At 66.8% G+C, this 16,146-nt stretch carries 15 protein-coding genes; 8 read left to right on the forward strand and 7 right to left on the reverse strand.

Features of this window, described 5'->3' with window-relative positions; translation table 11 throughout:
• Positions 1-32 precede the first annotated feature (32 nt).
• From L880_RS0108190 to L880_RS0108220, 7 genes are all read right to left on the reverse strand, one after another.
• On the reverse strand, positions 33-623 hold the full coding sequence (locus L880_RS0108190; RefSeq protein ID WP_245615026.1) for an aspartate carbamoyltransferase: 591 nt from the start codon (positions 621-623) through the stop codon (positions 33-35).
• Between the two features lie 88 nt (positions 624-711).
• Entirely contained in the window at positions 712-2,163 is a 1,452-nt protein-coding gene (locus L880_RS0108195; protein WP_027475268.1) for an aldehyde dehydrogenase family protein, read from the reverse strand.
• Positions 2,164-2,424: 261 nt separating this feature from the next.
• The gene (locus tag L880_RS0108200) at positions 2,425-3,444 is read right to left on the reverse strand and encodes a Bug family tripartite tricarboxylate transporter substrate binding protein (RefSeq protein WP_245615027.1); all 1,020 of its coding nucleotides are present in this window, start codon (positions 3,442-3,444) and stop codon (positions 2,425-2,427) included.
• Positions 3,445-3,458: 14 nt separating this feature from the next.
• Positions 3,459-3,908, reverse strand: a complete 450-nt coding sequence (locus tag L880_RS0108205; RefSeq protein ID WP_027475270.1) for a nuclear transport factor 2 family protein — start codon at positions 3,906-3,908, stop codon at positions 3,459-3,461.
• Between the two features lie 58 nt (positions 3,909-3,966).
• Entirely contained in the window at positions 3,967-4,884 is a 918-nt protein-coding gene (gene kdgD / locus L880_RS0108210; protein ID WP_027475271.1) for a 5-dehydro-4-deoxyglucarate dehydratase, read from the reverse strand.
• A 62-nt stretch (positions 4,885-4,946) separates the two neighbouring features.
• Complete coding sequence (locus tag L880_RS0108215; protein WP_027475272.1) at positions 4,947-5,921, reverse strand: Bug family tripartite tricarboxylate transporter substrate binding protein; 975 nt, start codon at positions 5,919-5,921, stop codon at positions 4,947-4,949.
• A gap of 203 nt (positions 5,922-6,124) precedes the next feature.
• Complete coding sequence (locus tag L880_RS0108220; protein ID WP_027475273.1) at positions 6,125-6,943, reverse strand: FadR/GntR family transcriptional regulator; 819 nt, start codon at positions 6,941-6,943, stop codon at positions 6,125-6,127.
• Positions 6,944-7,015: 72 nt separating this feature from the next.
• Between L880_RS0108220 and L880_RS0108225 the strand changes: the two genes are divergently transcribed.
• The 8 genes from L880_RS0108225 to L880_RS0108265 all read left to right on the forward strand — a co-directional run.
• Positions 7,016-7,849, forward strand: a complete 834-nt coding sequence (locus tag L880_RS0108225) for an NAD-dependent epimerase/dehydratase family protein (protein ID WP_027475274.1) — start codon at positions 7,016-7,018, stop codon at positions 7,847-7,849.
• Positions 7,846-8,742, forward strand: a complete 897-nt coding sequence (locus tag L880_RS0108230; RefSeq protein ID WP_027475275.1) for an SMP-30/gluconolactonase/LRE family protein — start codon at positions 7,846-7,848, stop codon at positions 8,740-8,742. Before L880_RS0108225 ends, L880_RS0108230 begins: the two co-directional genes overlap by 4 nt.
• A gap of 66 nt (positions 8,743-8,808) precedes the next feature.
• Positions 8,809-9,780, forward strand: coding sequence for a TRAP transporter substrate-binding protein (locus L880_RS0108235; protein ID WP_027475276.1), 972 nt, complete (start codon positions 8,809-8,811; stop codon positions 9,778-9,780).
• 92 nt (positions 9,781-9,872) lie between these two features.
• Complete coding sequence (locus L880_RS0108240; RefSeq protein ID WP_027475277.1) at positions 9,873-10,361, forward strand: TRAP transporter small permease; 489 nt, start codon at positions 9,873-9,875, stop codon at positions 10,359-10,361.
• 5 nt (positions 10,362-10,366) lie between these two features.
• Entirely contained in the window at positions 10,367-11,653 is a 1,287-nt protein-coding gene (locus L880_RS0108245) for a TRAP transporter large permease (protein WP_027475278.1), read from the forward strand.
• Positions 11,654-11,675: 22 nt separating this feature from the next.
• Positions 11,676-13,271, forward strand: a complete 1,596-nt coding sequence (gene garD / locus L880_RS0108250) for a galactarate dehydratase (RefSeq protein ID WP_051443159.1) — start codon at positions 11,676-11,678, stop codon at positions 13,269-13,271.
• Between the two features lie 311 nt (positions 13,272-13,582).
• Positions 13,583-15,550, forward strand: coding sequence for a glycoside hydrolase family 28 protein (locus L880_RS0108260; protein WP_027475280.1), 1,968 nt, complete (start codon positions 13,583-13,585; stop codon positions 15,548-15,550).
• 78 nt (positions 15,551-15,628) lie between these two features.
• Positions 15,629-16,146 (forward strand): porin (locus L880_RS0108265; protein WP_157462719.1); only part of this gene is annotated, 518 nt, incomplete at its 3' end.

Here is a 16,146-nt window from a genome sequence, read left to right on the forward strand (position 1 = left end):
TTCGGCTTCGGGCATGGGGTTTGGGGCTTGCCTCAGGGCGCTTCTTTGACGGCATCCTGGGCTGGCATGCCGGGATGGTGGTGCATGCCGTGGTGCAGGGCATGACCTGCCATGCCTTCCATGGCATCGTCGCCATGATCGTCCAGTTGGGCCCGGAACCACCGGTGCAGCGCATCAACCAGCGCCGGGTCGTGGCTGCTGTAGCGCAGCGCTGCGCCATCGGGCACATCGTGGTAGGTGATCTGCAGCCGCCCGCGGGGGGCGTTGCGCAGGCTGGCCAGGCCGGGCATGTCGGGCCCATGCAACTGGGCCGGGCCGGAGAAATCGCCCGCCAGAAACTGCTCGCGCAGGGCCGCCAGGTGCAAGCGGATGAGGGCCTGCTGCACCCGGTCGCCGCTTTGGCGCACCAGCACCTGCTGCTCGCCGCCGCTGGGGGTGGCGGTGAAAACATGGCGGGTGGCGGCCAGGTCAAAAGGCATCACCTGCGGGCCACGCCGGGCCACCTCAGCCTGGCGGCTGGAAGGTGTGGGCGGGGTGGCCGCCGTGGCCAGGCCTGCGGCGCCCAGCAACCCGACCGCGAACAGGCCACTGACCGCCCACCGGGGGCAACAGAACATGCGCATGAACTTCTCCGAAGTTGACAGGCGCCCATCCTAATCGCCCCGGGTGGGGGTGCCGGGCCATGCTGCGGCATGGCCTGCCGCCTACGACTCAGGCCAGCGTGTAAGCCGTCTTGACGGTGGTATAGAACTCTTGCGCGTAGCGGCCCTGCTCACGCGGGCCATAGCTGCTGCCCTTGCGGCCGCCGAAGGGCACGTGGTAATCCACCCCGGCGGTGGGCAGGTTCACCATCACCATGCCGGCCTGGGCGTGGCGCTTGAAGTGGGTGGCGTGCTTCAGGCTTTGCGTGGCAATGCCGGCCGACAGACCGAACTCGGTGTCGTTGGTCACGGCCAGGGCCTCTTCGTAGTTCTTCACGCGGATCACGCTGGCCACGGGGCCGAACACTTCTTCGCGGTTGATGCGCTGCTCGGGTGTGCTGTCGGTGATCAGGGCCGGGGCCATGAAGAAGCCATCGGCGCCGCTGCCGGTGTGGCAGGCCACGCGCTGGCCGCCGGCCTGCACGGTGGCGCCTTGCGAGCGGGCGATCTCGACATAGCTCAGATCCTGCTCCAGCTGGGCCTGCGAGACCACGGGGCCGATGTCGGTGCCGGCCGTCAGGGCGTCGCCGATCTTCAGGCCGGCCAGGCGGGCCTTCACGCCTTCGACAAAGGCGTCGTGGATGCCTTCGGTCACGATCAGTCGGCTGCTGGCAGTGCAGCGCTGGCCGGTCGAGAAGAAGGCGCTTTGCACACTCAGCTCCACGGCTTGTTGCAGATTGGCGTCGTCCAGGATCACCTGCGGGTTCTTGCCGCCCATCTCCAGCTGCACCTTCTTGTGGCCTTGCACGCAGGCCTCGGCAATGCGCCGGCCCACGCCCACCGAGCCGGTGAAGCTGACGGCGGCAATGCCGGGGTGCTTGACCAGCGCATCGCCGATCACGCTGCCACGCCCCATCACCAGGTTGAACACGCCTGCCGGGATGCCACTGCGGCTGATGATCTCGGCCAGCGCCCAGGCGCTGCCCGGCACCAGGTCGGCCGGCTTGAGCACCACGCAATTGCCAAAGGCCAGCGCCGGCGCGATCTTCCAGGCCGGGATGGCGATGGGGAAGTTCCAGGGCGTGATCAACCCCACCACGCCGATGGGCTCGCGGGTCACTTCCACGCCGATGCCAGGGCGCACCGAGGGGATGGTCTCGCCCGCCAGGCGCAGGCATTCGCCCGCAAAGAACTTGAAGATCTGGCCGGCGCGGGTGGCTTCGCCAATGCCTTCGGCGCGGGTCTTGCCCTCTTCGCGCGACAGCAGGGTGCCCAGCTCTTCGCGCCGCGCCAGGATCTCGCTGCCGATCTTGTCCAGCGCATCGCTGCGCGCCTGGATGCCACTGGTGGACCAGGCCGGAAACGCCGCCTCGGCCGCGCGCACGGCCAAGTCCAGCTGAGCCGCATCGCCCTGGGCGTATTCACCGATCACGTCGGCCAGGTTGCTGGGGTTGAGGTTGGGGGCCAGGGTGTTGCCGGCCAGCCATTCGCCGTTGATGAAGTTCAGGTGCGGAGTGCTCATGGTGTGTGGAACAGAGGTTGAATAAATGGGAACGACGGCCGAAGCCGTCACGGGTCATTGGCCACAAGGCCTGGAAACGAGGAAATCAACCTGCCGCCCGGCCGCCCGAAGGCAGGTTGGGCCCCCTCGGGGGGCAGGGAGCGACACGCAGTGCGCGACCGTGGGGGCCAAACACCCACCTGCCGCCCGGCCGCCCGAAGGCAGGTTGGGCCCCCTTGGGGGGCAGGGAGCGACACGCAGTGCGCGACCGTGGGGGCGACATCAATCTGCAGTGATCTTTCGGTCTTCGATCACTTTTTTCCAGCGGGCAAATTCCTTGGCCTGGCTGGCGGCGAACTGCTCGGGGGTGTTGGCCACCACCTCCAGGCCGATCTCGTTGAGACGGGTCTTGATCTGCGTGTCTTTCAATGCGAACTGCAAGGCCTCGACCAGGCGCTTCTTGACGTCGGCGGGCAGGCCCTTGGGGGCGGCCACGCCCTGCCACGACAGCACGTCGGCGTCTTTCACGCCGCTTTCGCTGAGCGTGGGCACATCGGGCAGCACGGCGGCACGCTTGTCGTCGGCCACGGCCAGCACACGCAGCTTGCCGGCCTTGATGTGCTGGATCACGTTGTTCACGTTCTGGAACGAGGCATCCACATTGCCACCCAGCAGATCACTGATGGCCGGGCCACCGCCCTTGTAGGGCACGTGCAGCCCGCTGGTGCCGGTCTGCTGCCAGAACAGCACGGCGCTCAGGTGGTCCGAGGAGCCATTGCCCGACGAGGCAAAGGTCACGCTGTCGGGCTTCTTGCGCTGGGCGGCGATCACATCGGCCACGCTCTTGAAGGGCGACTGCGGTGGCACCACCAGCACATTGGGCGACTGGGCGGCCACGGTCAGGTAGTCAAAATCCTTGGTGGCGTCGTAGCCGATGCCCTTGATCAGGTGCGGCACGATCACAAAAGGGCCCAGCGAAGACACCAGCACGGTGTAGCCATCGGCCGGGGCCCGCTTCACAAAGGTGGCGCCGATGCTGCCGGTGGCACCGGCCTTGTTGTCGACGATCACGGTCTGGCCGAGCTTTTCGCCCATCTTGGTGGCCAGCAGGCGGGCCACCATGTCGGTGGTGCCCCCCGGTGGGAAGGGCACCACCAGGGTGATGGTCTTGTCGGGGTAGGCGGCCCAGGCGTTGGACACCGGCGCGAGGCCGGCGGCCAGACCCAGCCCCAGGGCCAGGCCGAGGGAGCAGCCCTTGGCCAGCAGGCCGCGGCGGGAGAAGTTGGAATTCACGGTGGTCATTGCTTTGTCTCCAGTCATGCAGGGGTGCGTACGGCCTGGCGCGCCAGCAGCCGCCATTGCCCCTCCCGCTTGTGCCAGACCAGCAGCACGTGCAGGTCCACCTGCCCGGGCTTGCCCTGGTCCAGCGTAGCGCCGGTGAGGCGATGCCGCACCACGGCCACATCGCCCACCACGCGCACGCTTTGCGCACTCAACTCGATGCTCACGAAATCCGATTTGGCGCTCAACAGGTCGCCCACAAAGCTGGCCTTGGTGTCCACCCGGCCGCCCGAGTGGCCGTAACTCAGCTCATCAGCCACCAGGGCTTCGAGGGCGGCCCGGTCGGGGTCGACCATGGCCACCCGAAGGCGCTCGACCGCGGCCCCCACGGCCTGCTCGTCAGGTACGCCTTGGGCATGGAGGGCAGGAGCCCAGGCCAGCAAGGCGGCGAGCCCGCAGGCCGCCAGATTCAGACGTCGTTTCATGTTGTTGTCTCCATGGATGGCGTGGCCCCGCAACGGAGCCATCGCTGTGCCGTTGTTGTCAGAGGGCTTGTGAGCCCAGCTTCTTGATCAGCGCGTCCAGGGCTTCCATTTCGGAGGCCTTCAGATCGGTCAAGGGGGTGCGCACCGGGCCGGCATCGTGGCCCACCAGCTTGGCACCGGCCTTGACGATGCTCACGGCGTAACCTTGGCCACGGTTGCGGATTTCCAGGTACGGCAGGAAGAAATCCTTCAACAGGCGGTTCTGTGTGGCATGGTCGTCGGTACGCACGGCTTCATAGAAGTCCATCGCCGTCTTGGGGATGAAGTTGAACACCGCCGACGAGTACACCGGTGTGCCCAGCGCCTTGTAGGCGGCGGCATACACCTCGGCCGTGGGCAGGCCACCCAGGTAGGCAAAACGATCGCCCATGGTCTGGTAGATGGACATCATCAGTTCGATGTCGCCAATGCCGTCCTTGAAGCCCACCAGGTTGGGGCAACGGTCGGCCAGGATCTGCAGCGAGGCCGGGGTCAGCTTGGCCTGGCCACGGTTGTAGACGATGACGCCGAACTTCACGCTCTTGCACACCGCTTCGACGTGGGCGATCAGGCCTTCCTGGCCGGCTTCGGTCAGGTAGTGCGGCAGCAGCAGCACGCCATGGGCACCGGCCTTTTCGGCGGCCTGGGCGCACTGGATGGCAAAGCGGGTGGGGCCACCGGCACCGGCAATGATGGGCACCACGCCACGGCAGGTGTCCACAGCAGTCTTGATGATGCCGGGGTACTCATCAGCCGTCAGCGAGAAGAACTCACCCGTGCCACCGGCGGCGAACAGGGCGCTGGCGCCGTAGGGGGCCAGCCATTCGAGGCGTTCGATGTAGCCCTTCTGGTTGAAGTTGCCTTCAGCGTCGAAGTCGGTCAGCGGGAAGGACAGCAGGCCCGAGCCCATGATGGTCTTGAGTTCTTGAGGGGTCATTTGAATGCTCCAGAGAAAAAGGGATGAGGAAGGAAAAGACAAAAAGGGAAAGGACGACCCGGTCAGTCGAGCCGGATCCGGGCGGCCTGGACCACCTGGGCCCAGCGCTTGCGTTCGTTGTTGAAGAACTGCTCTTCTTCGGCCGGGGCCAAGGTCACCACCTCGGCGCCCTGCCCGGCCAGCCGCGAGCGGATGTCGGGCGAACGGATGATGCGGATCAGTTCCTGGTTCAGCCGGTTGACGATGGCGTCGGGCGTGCCGCGCGCCACGCGCACGCCCTGCCAGGTGCCCGACTCGAATCCGCTCAGGCCTTGTTCTGCCAACGTGGGTACCTGCCCCACCAAGGGCATGCGGGTGGCCTTGGACACGCCCAGCAGCTTGAGCTTGCCGGTCTGCACCTGGGGGTAGGTGGCCAGCATGCCGTTCATGAGCACCTGGGTCTGGCCCGCCACCGTGTCCGACACGGCCTGCACGCCGCCCTTGTAGGGCACGTATTCCCAGCGCGCACCGCTGGCACGCTGCACCGCCACACCGGCCAGGTGCGCCGCACTGCCGGTGGCCGTGACGGCAAAGTTGAGATCGGTCTTCTTGGAATACGCCACCAACTCGGCCAGGTTGTTCACCGGCACCGAGGGGTGCACCACCAACAGATGGGGCGAATAAGCCAGCATGGTCACGCCACGCAGGTCCTTGGAGGGATCAAAACCCAGGCGGGTGTACACCGAGGGGCTGATGGCCAGCGCACCCACATCGCACAACAACAGGGTGTAGCCGTCGGGGGCGCTGTGGGCCACCAGGTCGGCCCCCAGATTGCCATTGGCACCGGGTTTGTTGTCGATGACCACGGGCTGCCCCAGGGCCTCGGACAGCGGCTGGCTCAAGGCCCGGGCAATGATGTCGGACGAGCCCCCCGGCGGGTAAGGCACCACGATGCGGATCGGGCGGGCCGGCCAGGTCTGGGCCCCCACCCAGGCGGGGCTGGCCAGCAGGGCGGCGGGCGCGGCTGCGGCCAGCAAACGGCGTCGGGACAAGGTCATACGGTCTCCTGTTGGAAGACCAGGCACCCGGTCGCAGCACGGCGTCAGCGAAGTGGGATGACTGATCTGATGTTGTTGTCAGTCATCGTACAACTAAATTTTCGGAATGTCTAGAAAAGACAACTAAAGATGACTGCGGCCGCCCGCGGCCCCAGTGAAGCCGTCTGCCAGGCTGCCGCCCGCCGGGCGGTGGGCGCGCCGGATCAGCGGGCCAGATCGTCCGCCGGCTGGCCCGCCTGGGCCAGCGCCTGGGCGCGGCGCAGGCGCTCCCGGCTGTTGGTGAGGTGGATGCGCATGGCGGCGCGGGCCGATTCGGGGTCTTGCCGCGCGATGGCGTCATACACCTCTTCGTGCTCGCGGTTCACCTTCTGCAGGTACTGGGCACGCAACTCGGGGGCCATGCGCATGGCCGATGAGATGCGGGTGCGCGGGATGATGGTGGTGCCCAGGTGGGCCATGATGTCGCCGAAATAGCGGTTGCCGGTGGCGCGAGCGATCTCCTGGTGAAAGCGGAAATCGGGCGACACGGTGTCCCCCGCCACCTCGACGTGCGAGGCAAAGTCGTCCAGCGCCTGGCGCATGGCCAGCAGGTTCTGCTCAGAGCGGCGCAAGGCGGCCAGGCCGGCCGATTCGGTCTCCAGGCTGATGCGCAACTCCAGCACCGCCAACACATCCACCGAGGCGGCGATGTCGGACGGATCGATGCGGAACATGCCCGGCGCCTGGGCCTCCAGCACAAAGGTGCCGATGCCATGGTGGGTCTCCACCAGGCCGGCCGCCTGCAGGCGCGACAGCGCCTCGCGCACCACCGTGCGGCTGACGCCGAAGGCCCGCATGATTTCGGACTCGGTGGGCAGCTTGTCACCGGCGCGCAGCACCTGACTCTGGATGCGGCTGCTGAAGTCTTCCACCAGCTCATGGGCCAGACCCCGCGGTCGGCGACGCGTGGGCGACACCCCGACAGGGCCCTCCGTTGCATTAACCGTTGGCGCGGTGAGATTGGCCGTTGACAACTTTGACATGGCGTGATGATAATCCAGCCCCAGGTTGTACGACAACCGATGACATACATCCCTTCAAGCCAACAAAACGCCATGAACGAGAGACAACTGCCGCAACGCTTGCTGCTGACCGGGGCCGCCGGCGGCCTGGGCCGCGTCCTGCGCGAAAGCCTCAAACCCTTCACCCGCCAGTTGCGACTGTCGGACATCGCCGACCTGGCGCCGGCCAGCTCCAGCCAAGAGGAAATCCAGCTGTGCGATCTGGCCGACAAGGCCGCCGTCGACGCCCTGGTGCAGGGCTGCGATGCCATCGTGCACCTGGGCGGCATCTCGGTGGAGCGCCCGTTTGAGGAAATCCTCGAAGCCAATATCCGCGGCGTGTTCAACCTGTACGAGGCGGCCCGCCGCCATGGCGTGCAGCGTGTGGTGTTTGCCAGCTCCAACCATGTGATCGGCTTCTACCCCCAGACCCAGCGCCTGGACACCACGGTGCCGCATCGCCCCGACGGCTACTACGGCCTGTCCAAGGCCTTTGGCGAAGACCTGGCCAACTTCTACTTCGACCGCTATGGCATCGAGACCGTCAGCATCCGCATCGGCTCTTCGTTCACCGAGCCGCGCGACCGCCGCATGCTGAGCACCTGGCTCAGCTACCGCGACCTGACCGAACTGGTGCGCCGCAGCCTGGTCACGCCCAAGGTGGGCCACACCGTGGTGTATGGCGCCTCGGACAACCCTGCCGGCTGGTGGGACAACGCTGGCGCCCGCCACCTGGGCTTTGTGCCGCAAGACAGTTCGGAAGTCTTCCGCGCCAAAGTCGAGCAGCAGCCCCCGGTGCCGCCCGACGCGCCGGCCGCCCTGTACCAAGGCGGCAATTTCTGCGCCGCCGGCCCCTTCGAAACCCTGCCCCCTGTGAGCGCCACATGAGCTCCCCCGCCGAACTGGTGCTGGACGCGCGCTGCGGCACGGGTGAAAGCCCGCTGTGGAGCCCGGCCGAACAGGCGCTGTACTGGGTGGACATCCCGGCCGGCCGCCTGCACCGCTGGGACGCGGCCAGCGGCCAGAGCCGCCATTGGCAGGCCCCCGAGATGCTGGCCTGCGTGGCCCGGACCGCGGATGGCCAAGGCTTCATCGCCGGCATGGAGACCGGCCTCTTCCGGCTGGACGCCCAAGCCGACACAGACGCGCTGAGCGCAACCCCCATCGCCGCCGTGCAACACGGGCGCCGGGGCATGCGTTTCAATGATGGCCGCTGTGACCGCCAGGGCCGCCTCTGGGCCGGCACCATGGTGATGGACATGAGCGCCAACCTGCCACTGGGCCAGCTGTACCGCTGCGACCAGGCACGTGGCCTGCTGCCGGTGCTGCGCGGGCTCACCGTGCCCAACGGGCTGGGCTTCAGCCCCGACGGGCGCACGATGTACCTGTCGGATTCGCACCCCTCGGTGCAGGCCATCTGGGCCTTCGACTACGACACCGACACCGGCACGCCGCACAACCGCCGCCTGTTCGTCGACATGCGCGATCACCCCGGCCGCCCCGATGGCGCGGCCGTGGATGCCGAGGGCTGCTACTGGATCTGCGGCAACGACGCCGGCCTGGTGCACCGCTTCACGCCGGCCGGCCGGCTCGACCGCTCGCTGGCCGTGCCGGTCAAGAAGCCCGCCATGTGCGCCTTTGGCGGGCCCGGCCTGGACACCTTGTACGTCACCAGCATCCGCCCCGAGGGCATCGACCTGAGCGACCAGCCCCTGGCGGGCGGCGTGTTTGCGCTGCACCCCGGCGTGAGCGGTCTGCCCGAACCCCACTACCAGGAATGACCCCCACCCGCCGCCGATTTTTCTGATTCCCGACGTTCGACAAACCTGATCCTCAAGGAGACAAAGATGAAATTCAAACACCACCTGATGATGCTGGCCGCCAGCCTGGCCCTGGGCCCCCTGGCCGCCCAGGCCACCGAGTTCCGCTCGGCCGACATCCACCCCGACGGCTACCCCACGGTCGAAGCGGTGAAGTTCCTGGGCGAGCGCCTCAAGCAGCTGACCCAGGGCAAGGACAGCGTCAAGATCTACAACAACAGCTCGCTGGGCAATGAGAAGGACACCATCGAGCAGACCAAGATCGGTGCCCTGGCCATGGTGCGGGTCAACATCGCCCCCATGAACAACATCTGCCCGGTCACCCAGGTGCCGACGATGCCCTTCCTGTTCCGCAGCAAGGAGCACCTGCGTGCGGTGCTGGACGGCCCGATCGGCGAAGAAATCCTGAAGTCGTGCGAACCCCAGGGCTTCATCGGCCTGGCCTACTACGACAGCGGCGCGCGCAACCTCTACACCGCACGCAAGCCGGTGCGCACCCTGGCCGATGCCAAGGGCCTGAAGATCCGGGTGCAGCAATCCGACCTGTGGGTGGCCCTGCTCGAGGCCATGGGCGCCAACGCCACCCCCATGCCCTTCGGCGAGGTCTACACCGCCCTCAAGACCGGCCTGGTGGACGGTGCCGAGAACAACTACCCCTCGTTCGAAAGCTCGCGCCACTTCGAGGTGGCCAAGTACTTCTCGCTCACCGAGCACTCGATGGCCCCCGAGATGCTGCTGTTCTCCAAGCGCGTGTGGGACAAGCTGACGCCCGAAGAGCAGGTGGCCCTGCGCCAGGCCGCCAAGGAGTCGGTGCCCTACATGCGCAAGCTGTGGGATGAGCGCGAAGCCAAGTCGCTGGCCACCGTCAAGGCCGGGGGGGCCGAGATCATCACCGTCGACAAAGCCTCGTTCCAGAACGCCATGAAGCCGGTCTATGACAAGTTCATCACCGACCCGAAGTTGAAAGACCTGGTCCGCCGCGTCCAGGAAACCAAGTAAGCACCGCCCAGGCAGCCGCCCCTGTGCGTTCCACGGCCCATCTGAGCGGGCCGGGGGGCTGGCTGCACCCTTTTTTCTGAAGAGTCGACACCATGTATTCCAAACTTTGCCGCTGGCTGGCTCGCAGCTGCATGTGGCTGGGCATTGCCGGCATCGTGGCCCTGATTGGGGCCGTGAGCTGGCAGGTCTTTGGCCGCTACGTCCTGAACAACACGCCCACCTGGGCAGAGAGCCTGGCGCTGTTGCTGGTGCTGTACGTGACCATGCTGGGCACCGCCGTGGGCGTGCACGACGCGGGCCACATCGGGCTTGAATCGCTGCTGGTGCTGGTGCCCGAGAAGGTCCGCAACAAGATCGAGATCCTGATCCACCTGCTGGTGGGCTTGTTTGGCGGCGCCATGGCCTGGGGCTGTGCCGAGCTGGCCGCATCGGTCTGGAGCTACCGCCTGCCCACCCTGTGGATTTCCGAAGGCTGGAAGTACATCCCCGCCACCCTTTCAGGTGTCTTGATCGTGATGTTCTCGATCGAGCACATCATCGCGCTGGCCCAGGGCCGCGAAGTCGAACCCTGCTGGAGCTGATCACCATGGCCTTGACAATTCTCTGCGTCAGCTTCGCGCTGTTTCTGCTGATGGGGGTGCCGGTGGCGTTCTCGATCGGCCTGTCCGCCCTGTCCACACTGTTGTATGAAGGCCTGCCGCTGGCGGTGGGCTTCCAGCAGATGACCTCGGGCATGAGCATCTTCTCGTTCCTGGCCATCCCGTTCTTCATCTTCGCGGGTGAGCTGATGATGTACGGCGGCATCGCCGACCGCATCGTGGACCTGGCGCGCAACCTGGTGGGCCACGTGCGCGGCGGCCTGGGCATGTCCAATGTGGTGGCCTGCACCTTGTTCGGCGGTGTGTCGGGCTCGCCGGTGGCGGATGTGTCGGCCATGGGCGCGGTGATGATCCCGATGATGAAGAAAGAGGGCTATCACGCCGACTACGCCGTCAACGTGACAACCCACGCGGCCCTGGTGGGCGCCCTGATGCCCACCAGCCACAACCTGATCATCTATTCGCTGGCCGCAGGCGGCAAGGTGTCGATCGCGGCACTGATCCTGGCGGCCCTGCTGCCGGCCGCCATCCTGACCCTGTGCAACCTGGCGGCCGCCTACCTGGTGGCCATCCACCGCGGCTACCCGGCCGGCACCTTCCCGGGCTGGGCCATCGTGGCGCGCTCGCTGGCGGCCTCGCTGCCAGGGCTGATGATCGTGGTGCTGATCCTGGGCGGCATTCTGTCGGGCATCTTCACGGCCACCGAATCAGCGGCCGTGGCCGTGCTCTACGCCCTGGCGCTGACGGTGTTCGTGTACCGCTCGATCAAGCGCGAGCACTTCATCAAGGCCGCGGCCAAGGCCGTCAAGACCACGGGCGTGGTGCTGCTGCTGATCGGTATTTCGAGCACCTTCGGCTACCTGATCAGCCTGTACGGCGTGGCCGAGCTCACGGGCGCGATGCTGTCGCAGATGACCACCACGCCGTGGCTGATCTTCCTGCTGGTGAATGTGCTGCTGTTCCTGCTCGGCACCTTCCTGGACATGGCCGCCACCATCTTGCTGTGCACCCCGATCTTTCTGCCGATCTGCCAGCAATATGGCATGAGCTCGGTGCAGTTCGGGATCATGCTGCTGATCAATTGCGCCCTGGGCCTGAACACCCCCCCGGTGGGCACCACCCAGTTCGTGGGCTGCGCCATCGGCGGGGTCTCGGTGGGCACGGTGATGCGCACCATCTGGCCTTTCTATGGCGCGCTGATCTTTGCCCTGTTGCTGGTCACCTATGTGCCCTCGTTCTCGATGTGGCTGCCCAGCATGTTCATGACCAAGTGAAGCCGACCCGAAAGCCTCAGCCATGAGCCCACAGACGCAATCCGGCGCGCCAACCCCGCCGCCGCGCACCATCCAGGTCCACCCGGCCGACAACGTGGCCATCGTCGTCAACGACGGCGGCCTGCCTGCCGGCAGCGTGCTGCCCGGCGGCCTGACCCTGGTTGAGGCCGTGCCCCAGGGGCACAAGGTGGCCCTGGCCGATCTGGCCGAGGGCGAGGTGATCCGCCGCTACAACGTGGTGATCGGCTATGCCGCCCGCGCCCTGCCCCGCGGCAGCTGGGTGAACGAGCGCGTGATGCGCATGCCCACGCCGCCCGGCCTGGACGACCTGCCCGTGGGCACGCTGGCCGTGCCGGCACCCACTGCCACCGAGCAGCACAGCTTCGAGGGCTACCGCAATGCCGACGGCTCGGTGGGCACGCGCAACATCCTGGCCGTGACCCAGACCGTGCAGTGCGTGGCCGGCGTGACCGACTTCGCCGTGCAGCGCATCAAGGCCGAGCTGCTGCCGCGCTACCCCCATGTGGACGACGTGGTGGCCCTGGAGCACACCTATGGCTGCGGCGTGGCCATCGACGCACCCGATGCCGTCATCCCCATCCGCACCGTGCGCAACATCAGCCTCAACCCCAACTTTGGCGGCGAGGTAATGGTCATCAGCCTGGGCTGCGAAAAGCTCCAGCCCGAGCGCCTGCTGCCCCCGGGCAGCATCCCCATCCGCGACGAACGCGGCCAACCCACCGGCGCCGACGCCCCGCTGGACACCATCTGCCTGCAAGACGAGGCCCATGTCGGCTTCATGTCCATGGTCGATCACATCCTGCGCCAGGCCGAGGTGCACCTGCAGCGCCTGAATGCACGCCGGCGCGAGACCGTGCCAGCCAGCGAGCTGGTGGTGGGCGTGCAGTGCGGCGGCAGCGACGCCTTCTCAGGCCTCACAGCCAACCCGGCCGTGGGCTATGCCACCGACCTGCTGATCCACGCCGGCGCCACCGTGATGTTCTCGGAGGTGACCGAGGTGCGCGACGGCATCGACCAGCTCACCGCCCGCGCCGCCAGCCACGAGGTGGCCCAGGCCATGGTCCGCGAGATGGCCTGGTACGACGCCTACCTGAACCAGGGCCGGGTCGACCGCAGCGCCAACACCACGCCCGGCAACAAAAAGGGGGGCCTGTCCAACATCGTCGAAAAGGCCATGGGCTCAATCGTGAAAAGCGGCAGCTACGCCATCACCGGTGTGATCTCGCCCGGCGAGAAGCTCACGCAAAAAGGCCTGATCTACGCCGCCACCCCGGCCAGCGACTTCATCTGCGGCACGCTGCAGCTGGCCGCCGGCATGAACCTGCATGTGTTCACCACCGGCCGCGGCACGCCCTACGGGCTGGCCGAGGTGCCGGTGATCAAGGTGGCCACACGCAGCGACCTGGCCCGCCGCTGGCATGACCTGATGGACATCGACGCCGGCACCATCGCCACCGGAGAAGCCACCATCGAAGACGTGGGCCGCCAGCTGTTCCAGTACATGCTGGACGTGGCCAGCGGCCGCCAAAAGACCTGGGCCGAGCAGTGGAAGCTGCACAACGCCCTGGTGCTTTTCAACCCCGCCCCTGTCACATGAGCACCTGGGCCTCTTTCACCAGCCTCACCCTGCAGCAAGTCGCCAGAACCTGCGCACCACCGGAGACCACCATGCACGCACCAAGCCCGCCCAGCGGCTGACCATCTTTTTGAAACCGAGGCCGCCAAGGCCTTGACCCCGGGTCAACGGCACCCCACACCCTGAAACCAGCCCTGGCGCAGACGCCACGGGCTGCGGGTCAGGCTGCGCCCAAACGGCCCGAACACGGCCCAGATCACCGCCCCGAATGCCCGCGCCAAGCCGGGCAGGGCCACGTCTTGCCCACTGACACATCAACTGGAGACAACAACATGAAGAAACCGACTGCCACTCACGACTTCCCGCTGTGGACCTCAGCGTCCCTCAAGCGCCGCGACTTTCTGGGCCGCTCTGGCGCCCTGCTCGGCACCGCAGCCTTGGCTGGCCCGCTGGCCGCCTGTGGCGGTGGCGATGGCGACCCGATCTGGGGCGTGGGCGGTGCGGCTGACCAGATCATCAGCAGCCTCAGCGGCGTGAGCCAGACCAGCTTTGCCGCCCGCGATTTTTCGGTGCTCAACTACGGCGCCCAGACCTGCCAGGTGGTGGCGGCCACCAGCCCCTACCCGGCCAGCAGCTCACCGCTGAGCAACGGTGCCAACCTGACCCACGCCCCGGGCTCGTTTGACAGCCGCCCGGCCTTTCTGGCCGCCATCCAGGCCGCCAATGCCGCGGGTGGTGGCCGCGTGGTGGTGCCCGCCGGCACCTGGTATTGCGCCGGCCCCATCGTGCTGCTGAGCAATGTGAACTTTCACCTGAGCGCCAACTGCACCATCTACTTCAGCCCCAACCCGGCCGACTACGCCAAGGACGGCCCCTATGACTGCGGCAGCAACGGCAAGTTGTACTACTCGCGCTGGCAGGCCGACGACTGCCTGAACTTCGGTGCGCCGGTGTATGCCTACCAGCAGAACAACATCGCGCTCACGGGCGAAGACCAGACCTCTGTGCTGAACGGTCAGGCCATGACGCCATTTGCCGGCAGCGGCAGCACCAGCACCTGCTGGTGGACCTGGAAGGGCACCAGCGGCGCCTACGGCTGCACGGGCCCATCCACCCCCTCTTGCGCCTACGCCAACCCGGCCAATGCCGACCTCAGGACCATGGCCCCCAACATCAGCAATGCGCTCTACACCTTGCTCACCAACCCGGTCACGCCCTGGCAGCAAGACCAGAACTACCTGCCGGCCCTGTCAGAAGCCGGTGTGCCGGTGGCCCAGCGCATCTTTGGCAAGGGGCACTACCTGCGGCCCTGCATGGTCGAGTTCATCGGCTGCACCAACGTGTTGATGGAGAACTACACCACCCAGAACACACCCTTCTGGCAACACCACCCGGTGGCCTGTACCAACGTGGTGATCCGTGGCGTGCTGGCCGACAGCATCGGGCCCAACAACGACGGTTTCGACCCCGAGGCCTGCACCAACGTGCTGTGCGAGAAGGTCACCTTCAACACCGGCGACGACTGCATCGCCATCAAGTCGGGCAAGAACCTGGACACCCAGTACGGCCCGGCCGACCGGCACCTGATCCAGAACTGCACCATGAACAGCGGCCACGGCGGCCTCACCCTGGGCAGCGAAATGGGTGCCGGGGTGCAGAACATCTACGCCCGCCGCCTGACCATGCTGAACCAGAACTGGGCCAGCAACCCGCTGAACATTGCCATCCGCATCAAGACCAACATGAACCGCGGTGGCTTTGTGAAGAACCTTTATGTGGACGATGTCAGCCTGCCCAACGGCGTGAGCCTGACGGGCGCTGGTTACGGCAGCTCGATGATCGCGGGCAGCCCCATCAATGCCACCGTGCCTATCGGGGTGGCCACCACGGCGGCCTCCAACCCCTCGGCCTCGCAAGGCGGCGTGATCACCTTCGACTGCGACTACCAACCGGCCAAGGACGCGATCCGCACCCGACCGGCCCTGGTGCAGAACGTGAACATCAGCAACGTGCGGGTGAGCAACGTGACTCTGAACGGCGTCACAGCCTCGTGCTTCCAGGCCATCGTGGCCCAGGGCCCCGTGGCCTACGACTACAACGGCAGCGCCCCGGCCCCCACCGTGCCCGCCATCACCGGCGTGAGCATCCGCGATTGCGACTTCGGCACCCCGACCGCCGCAGGCCCCGCCAGCGCCACCGTGGCCGGCCCCATCTATGCCTGGAACGTGAACGCCATCAGCCTGAGCAATGTGCGCATCGCGGGCAACACCCTCAACACCACCGTGAGCGACGTGCGATGAAGCGCGATGAATTGCGCTCAAGGCTTGCCGCATCGATTTTTCAACCCCGTGCTTTTCGTCAACCCTGGAGATAAAACCATGACTCATCTGAAGAAAACCCTGCTGGCCTGCGCCGCCGTGAGCGCCCTCAGCGCCCCTGGCCTGGCCCTCGCCCAGTCCTCGGTCACCCTGTTCGGCGTGCTCGACCTCGCCTATGAAAACGTCAAGACCAACGCCGGCCGCGTCTCCGGCGTCTCCCCTTCCGGCAACAGCGCCAGCCGCCTCGGCTTTCGCGGCGTCGAAGACCTGGGCGGCGGCCTGAGCGCCGGCTTCTGGCTTGAGGGCGCCATCAACCCCGCCAGCGGCATCGGCAGCAGCGGCACCACCACCAACAACCAGCGCTCCGACATCGCCGCCGGCGGCCTCACCTTCAACCGCCGCGCCACCGTCAGCCTCGCTGGCGCCTTCGGCGAGCTGCGCATCGGCCGCGACACCACCCCCAGCTGGCAGAACTACCTCAATGCCGACCCCTTCGCCGCCGCCGGCGTGGGCACATTGATCCTTGATTACACCGGCTCGGCCGCCACCAACACCTTTGTGCGCGCCTCCAACTCGGT

Origin of the sequence: Curvibacter gracilis ATCC BAA-807 (assembly GCF_000518645.1) — a bacterium.
In the GTDB taxonomy this organism is placed as follows: domain Bacteria; phylum Pseudomonadota; class Gammaproteobacteria; order Burkholderiales; family Burkholderiaceae_C; genus Curvibacter; species Curvibacter gracilis.